The organism is Clostridium zhoujianii (assembly GCF_051590805.1).
In the GTDB taxonomy this organism is placed as follows: Bacteria; Bacillota; Clostridia; order Clostridiales; family Clostridiaceae; genus Clostridium.
In genome coordinates this window covers 411,294-435,658 of the sequence record NZ_JBPUTF010000001.1, presented here as the reverse complement: position 1 = coordinate 435,658, position 24,365 = coordinate 411,294, and the positions used below count along the sequence as shown (strand labels likewise).

Annotated in this window: 10 protein-coding genes; all 10 read right to left on the bottom strand. The window is 27.7% G+C overall.

Annotated elements, in window-relative coordinates:
- Positions 1-48: 48 nt before the first annotated feature.
- The 10 genes from ACSYT2_RS02070 to ACSYT2_RS02025 all read right to left on the bottom strand — a co-directional run bounded on the left by ACSYT2_RS02070 (position 49) and on the right by ACSYT2_RS02025 (position 23,632).
- On the bottom strand, positions 49-2,469 hold the full coding sequence (locus ACSYT2_RS02070) for an acyl carrier protein (protein WP_438383101.1): 2,421 nt from the start codon (positions 2,467-2,469) through the stop codon (positions 49-51).
- Between the two features lie 10 nt (positions 2,470-2,479).
- The gene (locus ACSYT2_RS02065; RefSeq protein ID WP_438383100.1) at positions 2,480-4,612 is read right to left on the bottom strand and encodes a condensation domain-containing protein; all 2,133 of its coding nucleotides are present in this window, start codon (positions 4,610-4,612) and stop codon (positions 2,480-2,482) included.
- Positions 4,613-4,659: 47 nt separating this feature from the next.
- Entirely contained in the window at positions 4,660-5,982 is a 1,323-nt protein-coding gene (locus ACSYT2_RS02060; RefSeq protein ID WP_438383098.1) for a condensation domain-containing protein, read from the bottom strand.
- A 242-nt stretch (positions 5,983-6,224) separates the two neighbouring features.
- A complete protein-coding gene (locus ACSYT2_RS02055; protein WP_438383096.1) occupies positions 6,225-13,865 on the bottom strand; it encodes an AMP-binding protein in 7,641 nt (2,546 codons plus the stop codon).
- A gap of 13 nt (positions 13,866-13,878) precedes the next feature.
- On the bottom strand, positions 13,879-17,556 hold the full coding sequence (locus ACSYT2_RS02050) for a beta-ketoacyl synthase N-terminal-like domain-containing protein (protein WP_438383094.1): 3,678 nt from the start codon (positions 17,554-17,556) through the stop codon (positions 13,879-13,881).
- 20 nt (positions 17,557-17,576) lie between these two features.
- A complete protein-coding gene (locus ACSYT2_RS02045; RefSeq protein WP_438383092.1) occupies positions 17,577-18,314 on the bottom strand; it encodes a thioesterase II family protein in 738 nt (245 codons plus the stop codon).
- A complete protein-coding gene (locus ACSYT2_RS02040) occupies positions 18,304-20,505 on the bottom strand; it encodes an amino acid adenylation domain-containing protein (RefSeq protein ID WP_438383091.1) in 2,202 nt (733 codons plus the stop codon). The genes ACSYT2_RS02045 and ACSYT2_RS02040 overlap by 11 nt, the downstream gene beginning before the upstream one ends.
- 210 nt (positions 20,506-20,715) lie before the next feature.
- Positions 20,716-21,447 carry an SDR family oxidoreductase gene (locus ACSYT2_RS02035; protein ID WP_438383088.1) on the bottom strand — a complete coding sequence of 244 codons (732 nt, stop codon included), beginning with the start codon at positions 21,445-21,447 and terminating at the stop codon, positions 20,716-20,718.
- A gap of 2 nt (positions 21,448-21,449) precedes the next feature.
- On the bottom strand, positions 21,450-21,890 hold the full coding sequence (locus tag ACSYT2_RS02030; protein WP_438383086.1) for a MaoC family dehydratase: 441 nt from the start codon (positions 21,888-21,890) through the stop codon (positions 21,450-21,452).
- Positions 21,891-21,913: 23 nt separating this feature from the next.
- Entirely contained in the window at positions 21,914-23,632 is a 1,719-nt protein-coding gene (locus ACSYT2_RS02025) for an HAD-IIIC family phosphatase (protein WP_438383083.1), read from the bottom strand.
- Positions 23,633-24,365 lie beyond the last annotated feature (733 nt).

Genomic DNA, 24,365 nt, shown 5'->3' with positions numbered 1-24,365 from the left:
TCCTCTCATTTAATAAGATAAAATTCTCATTATTAATGAAAATAAAAACTATTGTAATTCGTAAACTCTTTCTGCTAATTTTTCTATGGTTTCATATTCATATATTTCATATAAGTCAACAGTAGTATTTAATTCCTCTTTAAATTGACCAGACATTTTTTGAATTAATATAGAAGTTATACCTAAGTCAAAAATATCTTCATCATGCTCAATTTCCTCATCATACTCTAATCCATATCTCAAAATATTTTCTATAGTGTTTTCTATTTCTATTATCCTTTTATTTTTTTCCTGCTCGTTATCAGATTTATATTCTTTTTTAGTACTACTAACACCTTCTAAAATTTTTGGATTACCTTTGTTAATCTCTTCTGAATCTAATACTCTATTTTTCTTCATTTCAGCCCAGTGTAATATCTTATCAAATACATAAGTCGGTAATGCAACACGATTTAAATTGCTATTATCATAGAATATATTCCAATCAATTTCATTTCCCATGTTATAATAAGTAATTAAAAAATTAGTAAAATCTTTTACATCTGTAATATTATAAATTGTAATATTTTTATTATTTATCTCATTTTTTAGAATATCCGTATCTCCAAAGTTAACTACTATTGCCTTTGTTACAGTTACTGTCTTGTTTAAATAATCAATTAATTTGTTGTAGCTACGATTTCCCTCTTCTGACAATTTATCATGCAAATTTTCAATTGCTATATTACCATTTGCATATTCCACTATTGATTTACTTTGAACATCAGCTAAAATTGCATTAGCATTAATCCCCAAAGCCTTACAATACGAATAGCTAAAATTTTTAAAATTACCATCTTCACTTACAATATTATCTTTATAATACTTCTTGCTACTTGGATAATACTCAAAAAATTTATCTAGTACTGCTTTGTCATACAATTTTTCATCATCATATACCATCGTAAAGAAAATCTTACTATCCTCATCAGATTTGGCAGGTGAAACCATATCTAGTTTTTCTAACAAATCTTCATAATCATTTACTCTAAACATCCTTCTGTATTCAAAATCATCTCTTCCTCTATTTAATGTATAAATAACGTCCTCTAAGTTATCATCTGAATTTTTAAGATACTCTAATAATTTATATTTGTACTCCTCAAATGCTGTTCTAGTTTTAGCAGATATCTTTAAAATAGTTGGCTTTATTTCCTTATCCTTCTTTTGTTCTTCAATATAATTGCTTACAACAAGATGTATATTTGTTCCATTTAGTCCAAATGAATCAACTCCTGAAACTCTTTTTTTATCCTTTTCCCAATGATAAGTATCTTTTAATAGCTCTATATTGGTATTATTTATATCTATTAACTTGTTATTACTTTTTAAATGTACAATTCCATAGGATTCATTAAAGTAAAAACCTGTTAATACTTTAATAATTCCAGAGATTCCAGCAGCATAAGATAGATGTCCAATATTAGATTTTACTGAACCAATTTTTATATTATTATTTGATTCTCCAGATTCTTTTAAGCTATTTTTTATACTATTAATTTCAACACTATCACCGATAACAGTTCCTATTCCATGTGCTTCAATTTCAGTAATTTCAGATACATTAATATCTTTCCAAGCAAAATTAAATGCTTCACTTTGACCTTGTACACTTGGAAAAGTTGGAGAACTACTTCTTCCTCCATCACCTGCTACTGCACCACATTCAATTACTCCATATATATAATCATTATCTTTTTCTGCTTCCTCCAAAGGCTTTAATAAAACAAAACCTCCACCTTCGCCTAAACCAACACCATTAGCACTATCATCAAATGGCTTACTTCTAAAGTCTTTAGATAATAGGCCCATTGCATCATAATTTTTATTACTTACTTCAACAGCAGATAAATAAAGCTTCACTCCACCTACAAGTGCACAATCAATTTCACCAACTGTTAATTTCATACAAGCCTCATGTATAGCATATAGTGCTGAAGAACATGATGAGTCATACATGGCAGATGCTGAATGTAAATCTAGATAATAAGAGATATTACCTGCTGACATAGAAGGTAAACTTCCTATACTTGATATACTATTAGACTTAGTAATTTTACTGTCATATTCATTCTCTGACCACGACATAAAAACTCCACATCTCTTGCCTTTAAATTCTTTTAGTGAATAGCCTGCATTATTAATAGCCTTAGTAGCTAATTGTAAGCTAATTCTTTGTTCTGGACTCATCATATCTGCTTCAAATGATGATATTCCAAAAAATTCATGGTCAAAATATTCAATATCATCAATATATCCTAACTGCATATATTCTTTGTCTGACTCAAGACCTAATAATTTCCTCCTACTTTCTGGTATATTTCCTATGCAATCTATTTTGTTCTTTAAAATATTTCTGAATTCATAGATATCATTTGCATCAGAAAATTTTAGACTAGTACCTATTATTGCTATTCTACTGTATTTCATAAGTTCACCCCTATATCATTATAAATTCTTCATCAGTGTCGCTTACTTCATTACCTTCAATAAATTGAATTAATTTATACACTGTTGAATAAGAAAAGAGATCATTTATTGTTATTTTTCCTGGATATATTTGATTAACTTTATCAAATAATTCAATCATTTTTATGGATTTTCCACCTAGCGCAAAGAAATCATCATACTTAGTCATTTTTTTAATTCCCAATATGCTTTTCCAAATTACAAGCATTCTTTCTTCGCTTTCACTATACTCATCTTCATTATAATTATCATTTGTTTCACAACTAATTGACATGTGAACTTTTATTTCATCACCATAATCATAATAATTTTCATTAATTGACTCACCTAATACGTATAATTCTATATCTTCATTATTATAAATAAAATAGAATTCATCTAATGAACTATCATTTTCACATTTCATTAATAATGATTTTATTTTATTGTAAATATCTCTATATAATTCACACTTCTCTATCCCTGATAGCTCACCTATTTTTTCAATCTTTTTAACAAATACAACAGCTGTATTGGTTATTTTTCTCATTACACTATTTACTTCATGTAATACTTTTTCATTATCATCTTTGCAATAAATATATGTCACATCCCTATAGAATTCAATTTTATCTATTGGGGCATCGGAACAACTATTTATTATTTCAACCATACACTTTTCTTTTATATTTTTGATATTGGACTCTTCCATATCCTCTAATGGTATTTCTAACTTTATTTCCCTAATAAAATTTAATTCTTGATTACATAATTTTTCTATAATAATTTCAAACATTTCAAGCATTTCATTTACTCTTCTATCTGAGAAAATGCTTTTTTTAGCTGCAATATCTAATACTATTTTTTCATTTGTTTCAATAACAGTAACCATTAGATCAAACTGCATAGTATATTCATGTTCTGGTGATTTCATATTCATTTTTATATTGCCCACAGAACTAGTATCATTTTTACCAAATAGAATATTATTTTGTAATGCAAACATAGAGCTAAACACGGGGTTACTTTTTTGATTTCTTCTTACTGATAGGCTGTCTACTAAATCATCAAATTGAAGGTCAGAATGATCTAAACTGTCTAGTACTATCTTATTTATATTTTTTAAATAATGGCTAATATCTAAGTTCTCATCTATTTTAAAATTAACTGCCATAGTATTTGCAAAAAAACCAATTGTATTTCTCCACTTATCATCATCTCTATTTAATGTTGGAGTACCAACAGTAATATTTGTTTCATTGCTGAACTGCTTTAATAATAATCCATAGACTCCAAGCATAAAGCTAAACAAAGATATTTTTTGCTTTTTACAATAAAACATTATTTCCTCACGTTTGTTTAACTCTCTCTTTTTTATTATCGCTTTTTCTTCATTCCAAATTGTTGAAGGATAAGAATTGGGAAGTGTTGTTTTCAAATTAGCTCCCCTCATTTTATTTCCCCAATATTTCTTACTCTTAGAGTAATCATAATTTTGTTTATCTTTTATATACATGTGATATTGATTAATATTTTCTAAAATACTATCATCGTATTTTTCACCAGAATATTTTTTATAAAGTTCTTTCAACATTTTATAAAATATCCCCATAGAATAACCATCACAAAATATATGATGTAAAACTACTATTAAATTATTTTCTTCTATATTTGTTTTAATCAACTTCATTCTAAATGGAAATTCATTTTCCAAAGAAAAAGAACTATTATACATTTTTTGAACATGTTTATTAAATTCTTTTTCTTTATCAATCTCTTTGCTAATATCAATTTCATCAAGTTTAATATTTTCAATTTTATTCACAAGCTGAAAATGTTCACTATTTAATGAAAAGATAGTAGTTGTAAAAACCTTTTGCCTTTCTACAAGCTCAGTTAATGCTTTCTCTAAAATTTCTTTTTCTAGTCTACCTTCAATATAAATATTATAAGTAACGTTATAACTACTATCATCTTTATTTAATTTATATAAAAACCAAAGTCTACTTTGCTCTGCTGAAAGTGGATAAATATTAAACTCATCCCCCCTCTCACGAATAATAGATAGCATTTTTATCTTTTCTTCCTCATTTAACTTCATTAGATTATCTATAAAATCATTCATAATTTTATACCCCTTTGCTAATTTACATAGCTTTATGAAGAAAATTATTAAAAAGTAATAATATTCTCATAGTTACTTTCTTTTCCCATTTGCAGATATTCTTTAAAAGTGCCACTTGGATTAAAAAGAATCATTTCTTGAGCCTCTATACTTGCCACTCTTAATTGCTCAAGATATTCTTTAGTGTATTTTCTTGTATCACACTCGTTAGCTGTAATTACTTTATCTAAATCCTCATTAATTCGTATAAGCATCCAATATGGTTTTCTTTTAAGCTTTACAAAATTTACATCAATTTCTTTTCCTTCAAAAGTAGGTATAGCCATACCAGTACTTTGATTTTGATATGCTAAAATATAATTCTCTCTTACATAAGGATATGCTTGCTTATAGTTTAATGCAGCGGTTGCAACTTGTTTTCTAATTTTCTTATGAATATCGCAAATAGCTTCATCGTTATTAAACTTATATCTAATATTTGTAGCTCTAGTAATAAATCCAAATGTATCTTTATACTTAGGATCGTTACGTGCAGAAAGTAAAAAACTAAGTGCCACATCATTTCTTTTCTCAATTTTAGCTATTGCCATTTCATATATAAGTGCTACCACATTAAATAAACTAGTTTTATTTTCTTTAGCAACCTTTAATAATGCATTTTTATCTAAGATAATAGGCGATACATCACATGATTCAAGAAGTTCTTCATTTTCGTTAATTTCATATACTGGACATTCATAAGATTCAAATTTATCTTGCCAGTATTCGACTTCTTGTTTAGAATTATCAGAATTCAAATATTCATACTCTTCCCTTAAATATTCTAAGAATGTCCCCCCAGTTTGATTTAATTCTATTTCTTCGTGTTCATAACAAGCTAAAAGTGTTCCTATAAACATTGCTAGTGTTGCACCATCTGCTAAAGCATGATGAAAAGCAAAAACCGCTAAATGCTCATCATCATCAATTTTAAAAATATTTACCCTATATCCAACATTGTTATAAATATCTAAAACTCTTTGAGATACTATTTTGGATTGCACATATGCCTCTTCTTTTCGTTCTTCCACTGTAGTCCCCTGTATTTCTACTTCATTTAAAGTTAGCTCGTATTTTTTACGTACTCTAATAAAGTATTGATCTTCATCTCTTCTAAAACTACTTCTCATGCTATCATTGGCTGCTATTACCTTATTCATAGCTCTTTCAAATCTTTTTAAATCTAACTTACCATGTAATTCAATTTCAAATGTTAAATTGAATGTACAATCTTCTAAATCATCATTGTCAAAATGGTCCAATACCACTGATGTAAAACCCTCTATTGGAAACTCAAATCTACCCAAATCGTCTGTTATATACTCATTCATAATTACTCTTCCCCTTATCTAAACTAAACTCCACCACAAATAACAAATAGTGGGTTATTACTTATTCTTAATAATTTCAATTAATTTTTTATATACACCCCAATTAAATGAATTTACCGAAAATCAAACTACATCCATTTCATCTATTAGTTGTAAAACCACTCCTTTATTGCACCGCCCCCATATTTTGTATTAATAGCTACTGATAATAATATGTGATAAAACTCCTGTATTCCTATTTGTTAATCAAATAAATAACCATCTATTATATATTCAGGATTAGATACAAATTCCTTTACTAAATAACTATAAGTATCACAAAAAACATCCATTATCTCTTCTGAAAATAAATTTTCATTTGCAGAAACTGAAATTTTATAATTACCATCATCTTTTTCATCTATTAATAATCCTAAATTATGAAAAACTTCATTTTTTACAAAATCAGTATCTCCAAAAGTAATATCATCTATTTTTCTACTTTTGCCTGTTGCTCCTAAATAATTAATTAATATATTAAATGGCAACTGTGAATATTCATTTGGTAAACCTAATTTTCTAACTATATATTCAAATGGTAGCGTAGAATGTTTTGTTACTTCCAAAACCTCTTTAAATATTCTTTTCATTGCAGTTAAAAAGCTTTCTCCATTCCTTATATTTATCATTATTGGAACTATATTTACAAATAATCCACATACATTAGAATTCGCCATATTTCTTCTATTAGAAATTGGCATACCCATCCATATTTCTTTTTCCTCAATAATAGTCATTACTGAAATTGCATAAATAATAGTGTAACAAGAATAAATAGATATATTATTAGTACCGCAAATAACTTTTACTTTTTCAATATCTTCCCTACTCAAATTTATGTCGTAATATTTTCCTGCTACACCTATATCAGTACATTTTGCAATACTTTCATTTGGAGTTCCCTCTTTTAAAGATTGTAATTTATTAATCCAATAATAAATATCTGATTTTTTTAATTTTTCTTCATAAACTCCTCGTTGCCAATTTACGTAATCTTCATATTGTAAATCTTTTCCAATAGAATTTACTACTCCGTTACAATAATCATCATAGTACATTACAAGTTCATCCATTAATATGCCAAATGTTTCGTCATCAGAAATAATATGGTGAATCCCTAAAATTAAGAAACTTTTTGATTTGCTATAAAGCAATTGGAATTTATAATATTTTTCATCAAGATTCATTAACTTTTTCTCACCTATTATAGAAGAATATTCCTTGACTACTTCATCAGTAATATTATCAAATGGTATTATTTCTATTACTTCTTCATCTATTGCTACATTAGATTGGATAAACTCTCCATCTTTTGTTTCAGTTATTCTACTACGAAGAATATTATTATTTATTAAAATATTCTTAAATGCATATTTAATAGCTTCGATATTAATTTCACCTTTAATTTCTGATACACCTACTATAAATTTTTCAGTATCATTGTCCATTAATATGCGGAATAATATTCCCTCTTGTGAATACGATAAAAGGTAGTTTTCTTTTTTCTCTGAAACATCCGCTAAAACTATTGAACTATTATTTTGATCCTTTGCTTTAATAGCTTTTCTAACTAAATCACACCATACAGAAATAACTGGATTGTTGAATAAATCATATAATTCCAACATTACTCCAAATCGTGACCTTATTTCTGATAAAACCTGAATAGCATGTACTGAATTTCCACCTATATATATATAGTTACTATCTAGTTCAATGTTATCTAACTTTAAAATCTTACAACAAATAGCTTTTATTTCTTCACTTATTTCATCATTAACTATTGGTTGATTATCATATTTACCTTCAAATTCAATATCTTCTAATACCTTTCTGTCCTTTTTACCATTTTGAGTTACTGGTATACTATCAATCCTTTTATATAAATATGGAATTTGATATTTAGGTAAATTTTCTTCTAAATGCTCTATTAATAAGCTCTGATCTATTTCATTTTCAGATACATAGTAAGCCATTAATTGTTTATTTTTTCCTAACTTCACAATTACTGAATCTATGCCCTCGTATGCTGTAATTACAGATTCTATTCCATCTAATTCTATTCTCTTACCATTTAACTTTATTTGATTATTATTTCTACCAAGGAAAATAATTTCTCCATTCCTATCATATTTTCCTAAGTCTCCTGTGTCATATAATACTTCTCTCCCACAAATATTTTTAATAAATTTCTTTTCTGTAAGATCTGGCAACCCTATATACCCATCTACTAAACCAATACCACCAATAAACAACCTTCCCTCTACGCCAATAGGGCATTGCTCATGCCATTCATTTAATATCATATACTCTGAATTTGCTATTGGTTTTCCATAAGGAATAATTCCTTTTTCTATATCATTTTGTACTACCTTGTGTACAATATTAAGATTTGTCGCTTCTGATGGACCACCAACATTATAAACTTCTATATCTTTTGAGAATTTCCAAATTTTATTTGGCGTAGACATATTCATGCATTCTCCACCAAGCATTACTAAACGTAATTTTTTCATTGCCTTGCTAAGAATATCTCCTCTTGAATCAATTAACATTTCCATCATTACTGGAACTGTAAACCAAATTGTCGCACTAGCTTTATACATTAGTTTTGCAATATAATTAGGGTCCATCCAATATTTTTCTAATGGTAATGCTATCTTCCCACCACAAATTAATGGTACAAAAATTTGGAACAAAGATATATCATGACAATAATTAGTATTTCCTACCACTGAATCATTTTCATCTATTTTCCATTTTATTTTTGTATACATAAGAACATTTGATAATCCTATTTGCTTAACTACCATTCCTTTAGGAGTTCCTGTGGTCCCTGAAGAGTGTATAATACAAATATCTGAATCTTCTTTTATCTTACTATTGAATTTAAAATCTATATTTGATATATCTTTAATTGAATCAACATTTATTACTTCAATATTTCCTATACCTGTAGCTACTTGTAATGCCGAATTATAATTTTCATTATCCGTTAATATAGCTTTAACATTACATATCTTTAATATTTCTATAACTTTTTTTAGGGGATAACTATGTTCAACTGGAACATAACATCCGCTATTTAATGTAACACTTAATATTGAAGCTATTTGATTAAAGCTTTTACCTAAAAGAATAGCTACCCTATTATTTTCAATGTTTATATATTTACTTAGTTCTGTAGCTATACTAATTGTTCGTCTTTTAAGATCATTATAGGTATAGTCATTATCCATAGTAATAATTGCTAAATCATTTTTTCTTTTTTCAAATTGATTTATTATCATATCACTTACTGTTACTAATTCATCAACATTAACATCAATATCCGGTTTTATATTATCAATAATCGCTAAATCAGACTCTAATAAATTAGGTCTTTTTAACACATTCCAACTGTCTATAGAATCAATAAATCCATTTATTAAGCACATAAATGTATCAAACATATTATTAAGTAATTTTTCATCAAATAATCCCTTAACACAATCCCAACTAAAAATACAATCATCATTATCTCCACGAAATACAACTGCATCTATCCAGATTTGACTTGTATGAGTATCAATATATTTTTGTCTAAATGATTCTAATTTCTTGTAAGGTATATCTAACAAACTTGTAAATACTACAGTCGATATTTGTCCCTCATAACTTTTAGAACGTTTTATTCTTTCACGAACAATTTCTTCACCTGGAAAACTAATATTATCTTGTAAATCAATTATTTCATTATGCACTCTTTTTAATGTATCCTTAATGGACTCATCTTTATTTCTATTGAAGTCATACAAAAAGAAATTAGCACATTCTCCAAGCATATATTCAATATTTTTGGCAATATCGGGACGATAAGTATAAGGAATATTTATTAAGAAATTTTGTGTTTTACTATATAATGCTACTGTATGTGCAAAGGCTGTAAGCATTACATCAAAAACAGATACACCAACTTTATTAGCATTATTTTTTAATAATTCTAATCGTTCTTTTGAACAATTCCTGCTTATCTTTATATTTGATATTGATATAACTTCATCTGGATTCATAATCATAGGAAGCTCAGGGTTTCCAGATAGACTTGGAATTTTACTCATCCAAAAATCTTTTGCTCTTAAATATTTTTTTGTATCTCTTAATTTCTCAAGATATAAAACATAATCTCTAAAAGATATTTCTGATCTTTGATTACCCATATTTAAATCTATCAATTCCTTATCAGATGTATATAAGTCATCAAATTCAGCTAGGAACATATGACATGACCAACCATCAATAATTAATCCATCTAAATATATATGAAATATATAAGAAGTATTATCTATCCTAGATAATGAAAATACAGCTAAAGGTGCTTTTTTATAATCAAGAAGTGCTTCTGAAATTTTATTCCTCTTACTAATTAAATATAGTTCTCTATCTTCATCTGAATACTTCGAAAAATCGTCTATTTCTATATTTATTTCCTCTACCTCATTCAAAATATACTGATCATATTCATCTGTAAATACAGTTCTAAAAGCATCATGTTTTTTAATCATAAATGTAATTACATCGTTAATTCTTTTTATATCTGGATTCTTTATTTCTAATTCTAAATATAAATGAGTTGCGCAATTTCCTAATGGAACATTTGACTGCCTCCCCATTAAATAGGACCTTTGTAACCCTGCAGTTGGGAATTTTAAATATCGATCTTCTTCTTTGGATATAGTTATTTCAACTTCATCATTAATATTCTCTTCTCTTTCTTCTTCCACCATTCTTTTCATATCAAGTAATGTTGGATTTTTATAGAACTCAGAAAACCTAATTAGAGTATGATATTTTTTATTTATTTGACTTAACAACCTCATAGCTAGCAGTGAATGTCCACCAATCTTAAAAAATGAATTACTTTCTTGTATTTCTTTAACTTTTAAAACTCTCTGCCAAATATTTTTTATTTCATCAATTAATGATAAACTTCCATCTATATTTGTAACTTCAAAATCTTCTTTGTTTATTATACTATTCACATTAATTATTGCTTTTTTACGATCAATCTTACCATTGTTTAACTTTGGAATATCCCTAACTACTTTCCATATATCTGGAATCATGTACTTTGGTAATAATTTATACAAACTTTCTTTTAAGCCTTCAATTATTCCTTCTGAAACATCTTCATTCACTATTTCATTTGTAAACTTTCCACAATTCTCTTCAAACTCATTAGAAATATTATTAATATCTCCCTTACTAAAATATACATTAAACATACCTAATTTAGTGTTTTTTACAACACACCTTAGTTGATGCCTTTTAGCTAGACTATAAAACTCATGTGGATAAAAACCCCTCTTAAATTCATTCATTAATCTTTTCTTAAATTCTTGTATGGATTCTGATTCATCACACTTTACTAATTCATTACTTATATAATAATCCTCATAAATCATTTCATTTATTATATCTTTAATTACAATTACATTTCCATTATTAAGATCATAACTATCTATATCTTTATCTAACGCCTCAAGACTTGTAAATTTATATTCATTTATTATGTTTTTAGAAACTATATTGTTTTTAGAAAGTACCACATCATATCGGAATTTAGAAATTTCATTAACGCAAGTCATGTTCTTTTGCATAATTGTTGTTCTAGCAACTTCCGGAATAATATTATGCAAATTTTCAAAAAATCTTTGAGAAACATATAAATCTTTTAACTTATTACAATCTTCATTTATTACATTTTTTAATTCTCCAATTTCTCCATCTTTACTTCTAAATAAGAATACTGATGAACGAAACACTTTCATTAAATCAAAGTCCTGAATATCACCTAGAAATAAAGTTCCACCATCATCAAGTAATTCCATACAATTTTTTATTACATCTATTAAATAATCAGCTGATGGGAAGAACATTATTACTGAGTTAATAATTATTGTGTTAAATTTTCTTCCTGCAACACAACTTAAATCATCTGCCGATGATTGAAAAACTTCTACATTATCAAATTCCACTCTTTTGTTCTTAAGATCATGACGTAATGTATTAATTGCTTCATCAGAAATATCTAATCCAACATAGCTTTTAGTTTTTTTAGCTAGTCTATACATTAATAATCCGGTTCCACAACCAATCTCTAATACATTATCACCACATATATCTGCAATGTTAGAAACTGTATTTTTCGTCCATTCTTGCATTTCTGGAATTGGAATCTGCTTTCCTGTATAGGTACTATGCCATCCACTATAGTCAGATTCACTTTCATTTTTATTTCGTTCTTCACTATATGTTTCATCAAATACAGTTTTCCAATGCTCTATATTGTTACTAGAATCATTAAAATTATCATTCAACATTACTTGAGCTACTAATTTTTTACCTAATTCTTGATCCTCATAAACAGAAACTATCGATTTCATTACATTCTTGTTTTGTTCAATTGATTTTTCAATTTCCTCTAATTCAATTCTCTTACCATTTATCTTTACTTGATTATCTGCTCTACCTAATATATCTATAAATCCCTGCTCATTGTACTTTCCTAAATCACCAGTATTATACATACGAATATGCAAATCTGGATGAACAATAAACGTTTCTTTAGTTAGACTTTCATCTAAATAGCCCTCTGCTAGACATGTTCCACAATTGTAAATTGTTCCAACTTCACCTATTGGTAAAACCTTTAATTCCTCATTTAATATTAAATATTGTGTGTTCCATATAGGCACACCATACGGAATTATTCCATTCTCAACATCATCTTCACTAACTGGATGTATAATGTTTAGTAGTGTAGTCTCAGTTGGCCCCCCTGAAGCAAAAAGCTTTGCTAGTGGTGCTATCTCATTTAATCTTTTATATAAAACTGTTGGAATCACTTCTCCTGCAAGCATTACAGTTTTCAATGAATTAAAGAATTGCTTTCTATAATTTGATTCAAATGCGTATAATAACATGCTAAATATTGTTGGAACTGAGGTCCAAATTGTTACATTGTGATTAATAGCTAAATCACACCAATGCATTGCATCATTGCTCTTGTCCTTATCTGGCATAATTACACTCCCACCAACAAGTAATGGGACAAATATTTCAAAAATGCTCATATCATGACAAATATTTGATACACTTAGCATGGTATCATTATCTGTTATTGAATGATATTCAATAAAGTATTGTAAGCAATTATACATACCTGCATTACTAATCTTAACCCCTTTTGCTTTTCCAGATGACCCTGAAGTAAAAATTACTGAAAATATATCTTTAGAAGAAGTTTCTACTGGTTCAAAATTAGAATCTACTTCATTCTTTATTATCTCTTCATAAGAAAATATTCGATCTTTAAATTCTAAATTACTATTAAGTAATTTTTCTTTCATTTCTAAATCAGTAACTAGAATATCCGCCTCTGCGGCTTGGAAAGAATACTCTATCATTGAAATAGGCAAATCATATTCAAGAGGAATATATGACGAACCAGCATAAACTGTACCTATAACAGCAACAGCTTGTGAGATACCTTTTTCAAGCATAATAGCTATCTTTGATGGAAATTCATTATTTAACATTTTTAATGAACTGCAATATCTTTTTATTAAACTATAATATTCAAGATATGTGTATTTCTTCTCTGTTGTAATTATTGCTGTTTTAGTTGGATTTTTCTTGCTGCTGCTATCAAGCATTTTAGAAAAGGAGGAATAATATATATCCTTTCCTGTATCATTTAATTCGCAAAAAAATTTAAAATCTTTATCTGAAATCAGTTCAAAAGCTCTATTCTCCTTAGATAATACATGATCAATATCTAAACGTAGATTTTTAAAATCCATTTCTCTCACCTCATTATTTATATTGAATTAATTCAAATAACTTACTTATATCGTTTTTTTCTGTTGATTCTTTAACTAAGTTATTGGTATTCTCATTTTTATTATCTATTCTTAAATTGATTATCTTATTTATAGCTTCCCTAACTGATTCGCATTGATCAAATTCATTAATGCTAAAATTAACATTAAATTTTTCTTTTATTTTTGAACGTATTATTAGTAATGATAGTGAATCTATTCCCGCAGAATAAATATCATCATCTAAGTTAATTTCTTCAACTCCAATTACCTCTTTTATTATATTTACTAAATCACCTATCATTCCTGTATGCTTTTCACCAGTCTTAGCAACTACTACATTAACCGCTTCTCTAGTGTGGTTTTTAGCCATGCTAAAAGGAATATCGTCTTCTACTAAAGCGTATGGTTTTTTAGCGAAAATTAATGATACTTCTTTCCTCCTGTCATTATAACCACCTGTTATACAAGATACATTCTCAAATTCAGCATCTTCATATGCTTTCTTCCAAACATTAAAATCTACATATATTGATTTATCTTTTCTCAAGGGATCGTTACCATAGTTCCACCAGCCTGGTGCATAACCAAATATTAATTGAGTAAAATCTTGCAACAATAAAGTCTGAACTGATATCATCCAACCACATGGTTTTAATAATTTATTTATATTACTTAATGCATTTGTAATATTAGAAGTTGCTTGCAATACATCTAAGCTTAAAACTATATCAAAGGTATTTTCTCTAAAGCCTGCTTCTTTAAAATCTTTTTCAATGTCAAAGACATTAAAGTATACATTTTTATATCCCTTTTCTTTTGCAGTTTTTTCAGCAATGGTAACAAAGCTACGTCCTATATCTGTAATAAAATATTCTATATCTGCATCTTTTAGTGCTTCTAAAACCTCCCATGTTAATGCCCCAGTTCCTGATCCTACCTCTAAAATTCTTAATCGTTTGTTGGATTTGTCTACAATCTTCTTTAATACCTTAGTCATACTTTTAATATAAGAATCTCTCAAACTTACTTCTGGTGTATTATCATGTATTTCTGATAACATATCAAAATTACCTTCAGGATATATTATTGAGTTTCCAAAAACTTTTCCCGTAAGAACTGAGTCCATTTGCATCACACACTTTTGAACAATATCTATATATTGGTTGAAATCGCAAAATTTTACTTTATTACTTTCAAATGTTCCTATTAGTTCTTTATAAGAATACTTATTATTAATTATATATTTATTATTTGAATATACAGCATCATTACTTCTGCATAATATTCCCAAAAGGAACTTGACATATGGTTTATAGTAATTAGTAACACCACACAATTCTTCTAACTCTACTAAAGAATACTTAGTATTTAATTTAATCCTGTTTTCATTGAAGTACGCTAATGCTGTCGCTCTACATATTTCATCAAAGGCTTCAGTTAATCCATTATAATCTCTAAGGGATTTAATATTTAATTCAGCATCTGCTTCTTTTTCAATATGCTTAAAATATTCAAAATCATTTTTATCTATATCAAATGCTACAGTTTGTGGATAATATTCATCTAATATATTCAAATATTCACCATCAAAACAATATGTCGGCAAACTAACCTTTTTAAGCTCTTCATCTGAAAACATAAAATCTGTTGAAAAGTCATTTTTACGAACCCACAATTCGCCTAATTGTTTTAAGAAATTAAGTATAATATCATTTTTAAAGATATTTAGAGATATCTTATAACTTACATTCTCTGTGTCAACATCTGAAGCTAGACAATAAATATACTTACCTTTATTACTTGTCTCATTTAGAATAAACCTTTCTAATTCCGCCACATTATTAGTTTTTAAATATTCTACAGCTGTTTCTATATCAATAGTTTTGTTAAACAAAGCCATAGGAATTATACTATCTTTTTCATAATATAATTTTTCGGGTATTATACCTAATGATTCAAAAGTTTTAGCTAATGAATACTGTGAAACAATACTTAGCATCACTACATCTTCTACATCATAATTTTTTTCTGACGCTGCTTTTATGATACTCATACATTCGTCAAAGTAAAAACGAAAAGTCTTGCAATAAGTATAAAACTTTCTAAATTCTTCAACTTTGATAGACTTAATCTTATCAAAATCAAATACCACACCTTTATTCCTTAAATTACACTCTGAATAATTTTCCACTAATTCAGAAGAATGTAAAATTTCACCTTTACATACAACTAAATAGCCTCTATTATCAAAATTATTCCTATATTTGAATAACATATTAGAAGCTCTAGATAATATCGCCTTATTATTAGGCACCCATTCTTTATACCTTTCTACCATTCTCTTTAATGAGTATTTACTCTTTGCTGATATTGGTAATAAATACATTTCTTCATCTTCTTTAACTTCCTTGTTTTCTTCCCTATACTCCTCTAAAATCATATGTGCATTAATGCCACCAAATCCAAATGAACTTACCCCACCAATAACTGTATTTTCTGTCAATGGTATTTCACTAACTTCCTGATTAATGTATACTAAACTATCTTCATTTAATTCTTCATTAGGATCAGTTACATTAATGATAGGCGGTATTAAATGAGTCTTTAATACTAGTGCTGTTTTCATGATTCCTGCTATTCCTGCAGTCATATTTAAATGTCCGTAATTATTTTTTAATGCACCAATTGGTATTTTATGAGTTAAAGTCCTATCATAAGAAAGTACTTCATTTAATGCCCTTAATTCTATTGCATCACCAAGATTAGTCCCTGTTCCATGTGTTTCTATAAAAGAGAAATCATTACTAGTAATTCCTCCATACATCATTGCTTCTTGAATTACTTCCTTTTCCCCCTGAATACTAGGTGCTGTAAATCCAACTTTCCTATTTCCATCATTTCCAGTGGCACTACTTCTTATTACCGCATAAATATGATCAGAATCTTGAATAGCATCTTCTAATCTTTTTAGTACTACCATAGCTACTCCATTACCTGGTATTAATCCTGTAGAATTTTTATCAAATGCTCTACCAAATCCATCCTTTGATACTAAATTCTCAACTGATACATATTTCTCCTGATCTGTATATATATTTGAGCCCCCAGCTAGCATAACATCTGCTTCATAATTTAATAGCATATGACAAGCTTCATGTACTGATACCATTGATGTTGCACATGCAGCTACAACCATTAAGCTTGGACCAGTAAGATTTAATCTATAAGAAACTCTACTAGCCAAAGATGAACCAGTATATTCCTTATCACTTAACCCCCTACGTAATCCAGCCGCTACTGCAAGTTTAGTACGATACTCATTTTCAGGCGCTCCACAGACAATACCTATTTTGCCTTTATAATTATCAGCTACACATCCAGCATCTTCCAATGCCTGATAAGATACTTCTAACAATACCCTTTCTTGAGGAGCTATCTCTTTAGCCCTTCCTTTAGAGATTCCAAAAAAACTATAATCAAAGTGAAAAGGCCTATTTATTGCACCATATGCATACAAAATATCCTCATTTTCTTTTTCAACATTAATACGCGAAATACAATCCCTACCATTAAGTAGGTTATTCCAGAATTCATTAACATCATCTGCCTTAGGAAATTTACCTGCCATTCCAACTATTGCAATATTCATACTATAATTTTCATCTCTCATAACTTAATTCTCCCACACCGCTATTTTTTATTAATTAATATTTCTTTATTTATAAATTGACATATTTCCTTTTCATGCTTTTTTAAGAAAAAATGATTTCCATCAAAATATTTAATATTAAAATTATCAGTATATGACTCTAATTTTAACGTTTCTGTAAATGGAACTTCTTCATCCTCTTTAGATGCAATTGCTATAATTGGACATGGAACTAAATCCTTATTACAGCAATAATTTTCAATCATTTTGTAATCATTTCTTATTATTGGGAAAAATACATTTCTAAATTCTCGATCTTTTAATATAACTTTTTCTGTTCCTCCAGAACTTTCAATATACTCAATAAACTCCTTCTCATCTAAACCATGCACCTTTTTAGTTTTAAAGCTAAAATCTAATGTTGTTGCTCCCATAAAAAGAAAATCAGGCATTTTTCCTAGTTCTCTATAAATTATGCTTGTTAACTCATATGCTAAAACGCCACCAGCACTATAGCCTAAAATAGAAAAGGGTTTATCTAAATATTGTTTTATTCCTCCATATATCCTACGTGCTAACAATCTAGCATCATTAATCAAAAATTCCTCTATACGATTTTCACGACCTGGTAATTGTATTGGACATATCTCAATATCATGACTAAAATTTTTCTGCCAACTTCTATAAATACTTGCTCCTCCACCTGCATATGGAATGCAAAACAACCTATAGTTTCCTTCTACATTTGTTTTTGATTTTAATATCCATTTATTGCTCATTACTGATTCTTGACCTACTTTCCACTCTTCTTTGTTTTCTTTTATTTATCATTTCTAGTCTTTTTTTAAGCTTTTCAACAGATTTACCATTTTTTGTAATATTACTCTCATTCATCTCAATATTGTTTTTACCATTACAAATAAATTCAGCACAACTTTTTATATTTGTATAGGTCATCAGATCTAAAATAGTAATTTTACAATCTAAATTCCCCTCTATTTTTCTTGAAAGTTTAGTCAATAACAACGAATATCCACCTACATCAAAAAAGTTTTCCTCTAGACCTATACAATCAATTCCAAGAATATCTTTCCATACCTGGGTCAGTTTTTTTTCTACATCATTTCTATTTATTATTTCATCTAAACTTTTAGATTCTCTATTCAATTTTTCATCATTTATTTTTGAATAATAAAATTTAATTAATTCTTTTTTATCTATTTTTCCATTTATGTTTTTGGGGAACTCTTCGCAAATAATATATTTTTGTGGCACCATAAAATCTGAAATTTTATTTTCTAAATATACTCTTAATGCTTTTTCATCCCATAAAAGTGCATTTTTCAAGTGTAAAAAAGCAACAATTTCTTCTTTATTATCTTTATTTAAATAAATGCAAACACTTCGATAAACATAATCACTTCTATTTAAAACTTCTTCTATTTCCTTTAATTCTACTCTATGCCCTCTTATTTTTATTTGATTATCACGTCTACCACAGAATTCTAATTGTAAATTTTCATTTATTCTTCCCATATCTCCAGTCTTATAGAAATTACCTTCTATCCCATTTACATTATCGATAAACGCATTGCTTAATGCTTCTGATTTGCTTATATATTTATTAATAACACCTAATCCACCTATATAGATTTCTCCAATTTCTCCATTAGCACAAATTTCACCTTTCTCATTAATAATCAATATAACTTTATTATTAATTGGAACTCCAATTGGAATGCTTTTCTCTTCTTTTATATCTTCCTTTTTTACTATATATGAAGTTGTAATACTTGTAGCTTCTGTTGGGCCATAGGAATTTATTATAATAAACTCTAATTTAGAATCTGCCCATTTTTTTAATGGTTTTTTTTCTAAAGTTTCTCCGCCAAGCATAACATATCTCAGGCTACCTAAAGCTAAGAATTCTTTTTTCTCAGAATACTCTAATAATGAGTAAAATAATCCTGGACTAGTATTACAATGCGTTACTTTATTTTCTTCAATAATTATTAAAATCTCATTAATATCGAATAAAAAATCTGGTCCTAAAATAAGTTCTGCTCCTGTTGTTAAAGGTGTAAATATGTTTTTTATTGATGCATCAAAAGCAAATGAAAATAGCATCATTACTTTAGAATTTTCACTTATATGAGCTTCAGCTTTGTTCCAATTGCATAAATTTATTATCCAATCATTCTTTATTTCTACACCTTTAGGATAACCTGTAGTTCCAGATGTATAAATTACATATGAATTCACATCACTTGCTGGATATGGCTTGTCTACTTTTTCCTTAAATTTTGATAACTCTAAATAATCTACTCCTAAACTTTCAATTTTACTATTATTCTTACTCTTATTATCCGTAATTAACAATAATCTAGCTTTACTATCTTGAAGAATGTAATCCATTTTTTCCTGTGGTAAATTTGCATCTAGCGGTACATATACTGCTCCTACTCTTAGTATTGCAAAAATAGAAATTATAGTTTCAACATTATTTTTGGTCAATACCCCAATACGATCATTATCTTTTATATTAGCTCTAATAAGTTTATTTGATAGACAATTCACAGCATTAAGCATATCTATATATGATAATGATACTCCAATACTTCTCACAGCTATTTTTTCACTATTCTGCTTAGCTACACATTCAAATAGTTCAATTATATTTTTTTTTTCATTTGAACTGCTTTTTCCATATAATATTGATATATCCTTATATTTATTGATATTTTCAATAATATCTAGCATTTCGCCTACTGATTGCATCCCTAAAACATCTTGCATACTAAATTTAATATTAAATTTTTTTTCAATTACACTTATAAGTGTAATATGCATAAGAGAATCCCAATCATCGATATCATCCGCACATGTACTCTCATTGATTTTTATATCATTATCATCAAACACTTCCACAAAAATCTCATTTACTTTTTTTATAATGTCACATCGCTTCATACTAATCCCCCCACATTAAACATGTTAGTGTAAATTTTCTTTACAGTACTTTTCTATTTAAATCTTTATATATCAAGGTTTCACAAGTTTTTTCATAAAAAATAAAATACTCTAAGTGTGGTGTTCCTCATGAATGTTTCTACGATAAGAAGGTAATAAAGGTCACCTTAATCTCCTTTGCTATGGTTATTGTCCATCTCCGTTAGTCACTTAACAATTTGAATTAGAAGAAAATAGATAATTATTTCCATTTAACTCTTCTGCTTCATGACTCAATAAATCAATTAACGCTTTTGCTATGTCTTCTGCTTCTAATAGTTTTCCATTTATACTCTTCATTGCATTTAATTCAAGGATACGCTCATCTATTTCACTGAGGAATTTCGTATTAACCATTTCCGGTGATAATCCACATACTGAAACATTTTTCCCTTTACACTCTACAGCTATTGATTTCATTAATCCAAGCAAGGCATACTTAACCATAGTATATTGGCATAATCTATTTGGTGGCTCACCATCTGTTACAGAAGAAATCATAAACAATACTTTACCATTTCGTTTTTTTATCATATCTGGTAAACATACTTTACATATTTCTGATATTGATAAAACTTGTATTTGCATATCCTTATTTGTTCTGTAATAATCAAATTTTCGTATACTATCAAATCTATACTTCATAGCTGCAAAATGAATAATATAATTAGGGTGAAAATCCTCTTCCTTCATATAATTAATGGTATTAATTATACTTTCTCTATTTGCTAAATCACATTCACAATAAATGACTTCCATATTAGAATACTTTTTGTATTGCGAAACATCTATTGGATCTTTATCTAACGCAATTACAACTTTTCTTGTATCTCCAGCACCTAATAAATGTATTACATTACTTGCTATGTCTGAAGCAGCACCAGTAATAAGAAAAATATCCATATTTATTCCTCCATAACCTTTAAATATAAAATACCTGTACATACCTTTTTTCTTTGAGAATTAAAAATTTCTCCTTTAATTCCAATCCTAAAGAACCTATCATCTATTTCTATTACTGTCCCCTGGACAGTCAAATTATCTCCAATATAAACCGGTCTATGAAAATATATATTATCCACACTTTGGAATAAACAATATTTTCCTGGTAAATACATCCCTACTAATGTTGAAAAAAATGATGCTGTTAGCATCCCATAAACTAATACATTATCAAATCCTCTATTGGTAGCAAAATCTTCATCAGTATGCATAGGGTTATTGTCACCTGTAATTTTTCTAAACTGCTCCATTTTTTCTTTTGTAATAATCACATTAAATTTTTCTTTCATTCCAATACTTATCTCACTAAATCGATACTCATTTATATCTTCTTTATCATACATAAATAACATTTTCCTTTTTCATATTAATTAATAAAAGTTTCCTTAATTTTATATTTTTCTACATCAGCAATAAATGTTCCGTTTAGATTATCTCTAAATCCCATCTTCATATATATATCTTTTACCATAGAATTCTTTGGAGTGATTATATATTCTCCAATTACAAATCTATAGCCATTCTTTTGAGCCACTTTAAAAATTTCATTTATCACAAATTCCTCCATACCTCTTTTTAATACTCTACAACTCATTACCCAAGAATCAATAAATAAACTTTCATTATCTTTCCTTCTCAGTATTACTGCACTCACAAGACCATATTCACCATAACAGTCTTTCAATGTAAAACTTAAAGTTATATAATTTTTATCCCCGGCTATTCTGCTAATTTCTTCTTCTGAATACCTTATTGTCCTCAAATTAAATTGATTAGATCTTTGAATTAACTGTGCAATACGTGCATAATTAAATGGTTTGAAATGAGTACATTCTCCTTTCATAAATAATTCTTTAAGATATTCATCATAAGACTCAAACATTTTTTCTTTTGACTTTCTTAGCATCTCTGTCTTATATTGTTTTGTCCTCTCTTTATCTGTTTCAGAAAATGAAATTGTTTCAAAGTAGTTGTTTTTCTTAAGAAAAGATAAATACAACGCTGGGTCCTCTGGTAACTCTGGCACCTCAATATCCGGTATCATATTTCTTACAAGATTTCTTTCAAATTGACTATCATCAATATAAACAATACTATCCATACCAATATTTAGTGTTTTTTGAATATACAAAATATTCTCAACTTTATTCTCCCAATTTGCTACAAATAAAGATATATCCTCTAGCCTTAATATCATATCTGGATGATTAATAAAAGGATCTTTTGCTTTATCTTCATCATTCTTGCTACAAACTGCAAGTAATATTCCGCGCTTTTGTAATTCTTTAAGCCACATTTGGAAATCTGAAAATACACGTCCTATTCCTAGTTCACCAATCTGTATCTTTTCTATTCCATCTTCACCTATTATGCCTCCCCATAATGTATTATCTAAATCTATAACAATACACTTCTTAATTTTTCCTAAAGTTGCCTTTATGATATCAGTAACATTTTTTGCAATTATAGGTAATACCTTTTCAGAAAACGCCATCCTTGCAAGATAATACAATCTAAAATCACAAGCTTGATCTCCACCAGCTAAGAAAAAACTATGATTTATATCTAATAAAAAAATATTTTTATATTCTGTGCAAGCTTCCATAAGAAGATAATTTAACCTTCTTAGTTGATACGCAAAAGAGGTCTTAATTCTTAATCCACAATTACCCACTACCCTATCGTCCATTTCAGCAAATGTAAATTGTATTATATTAGTTTTAAGCCTTTTGTTTATCAAATCCCAATAATTAGATATCCTAGTATATACTTTCGTAGCAAACTGATTCCTCTCACTTAGTCCTGTATTACAATATTCATCATATAATTTTTCTGTACACATAACTATTAATATTCCATCTGGATTAAAACAGTACATTTCCGAATTCTGAGACATAATCTGAACATTTATTTGATTATAATCTGTATCTAATACACTTATACCAATATCTTCAATATTACCCTGTCCCTTAATTGCCTTAGCTAAGTGCTGAGTAGAACAATCTCCTAAAATTGCCAATTTGAATTCATTATCATGCTTTACTTTCTCTTTTGCTTTTTTAGAAATCTCTATAAATGTTTTCAAAAAGCCCCCCCCTTTTTTCTCACAGTTAATATACTTATTTATTAATAAAATACTCATCTCCAAATTTAAAATAATAACCTTATTTGATACATATTTCTCTTTATTATGTAGCCTGCCAAAATATTAACTCAATTTATTTATATATTCTGCATTGGTTAAATTATGAATAGTATACTTTTTTTGTCATTTAAGTATAATTTTATCATTCTCTTTTTTTTTGTCAAGTTCTTGTCGTAAATTAGAAAAGTAAGTTTAATTTTTAACTTTTAATAGAAATTAGTCTTTCAAAGTATTTAATATTTCTTCTTAGTATTCAACTAAGAATTGTAGTAAATTAAAAGTGAATGGAAGGATGATTCAAAGCAAGTTTGTACTTTGTATATTACTTGCTTAAATAAATATACCCGAGAAATTTATTACAAATTCTATATCATTATTAATATCTTAGTAGAAAGATAGTTCTTGGGAGGTTTTGAATGAAGACTATGCCACCTAATAGTAGTTATAATGGTTAAACATATAAAATTGTGTATACTAACTTAAATTCATATCAATATTACCTTCCACTTTGTTTATAAAATATATAAACTTAAAAAGAGTCATCAATATAAATTTTCCCAAAAATTTATATTGACAACTCTCTTGACAGACTCAGATTATGATTTCTCATATTCATAAAATAGTATATACTCTTTTAATAGTTTAATTAATCAATTTCACACTTTATCCCTTT

Coding starts and splice junctions, on each gene's coding strand:
- ACSYT2_RS02070 (WP_438383101.1), bottom strand. CDS start 2,469: ATGAAATACAGTAGAATAGCAATAATAGGTACTAGTCTAAAATTTTCT.
- ACSYT2_RS02065 (WP_438383100.1), bottom strand. CDS start 4,612: ATGAATGATTTTATAGATAATCTAATGAAGTTAAATGAGGAAGAAAAG.
- ACSYT2_RS02060 (WP_438383098.1), bottom strand. CDS start 5,982: ATGAATGAGTATATAACAGACGATTTGGGTAGATTTGAGTTTCCAATA.
- ACSYT2_RS02055 (WP_438383096.1), bottom strand. CDS start 13,865: ATGGATTTTAAAAATCTACGTTTAGATATTGATCATGTATTATCTAAG.
- ACSYT2_RS02050 (WP_438383094.1), bottom strand. CDS start 17,556: ATGAGAGATGAAAATTATAGTATGAATATTGCAATAGTTGGAATGGCA.
- ACSYT2_RS02045 (WP_438383092.1), bottom strand. CDS start 18,314: ATGAGCAATAAATGGATATTAAAATCAAAAACAAATGTAGAAGGAAAC.
- ACSYT2_RS02040 (WP_438383091.1), bottom strand. CDS start 20,505: ATGAAGCGATGTGACATTATAAAAAAAGTAAATGAGATTTTTGTGGAA.
- ACSYT2_RS02035 (WP_438383088.1), bottom strand. CDS start 21,447: ATGGATATTTTTCTTATTACTGGTGCTGCTTCAGACATAGCAAGTAAT.
- ACSYT2_RS02030 (WP_438383086.1), bottom strand. CDS start 21,890: ATGTATGATAAAGAAGATATAAATGAGTATCGATTTAGTGAGATAAGT.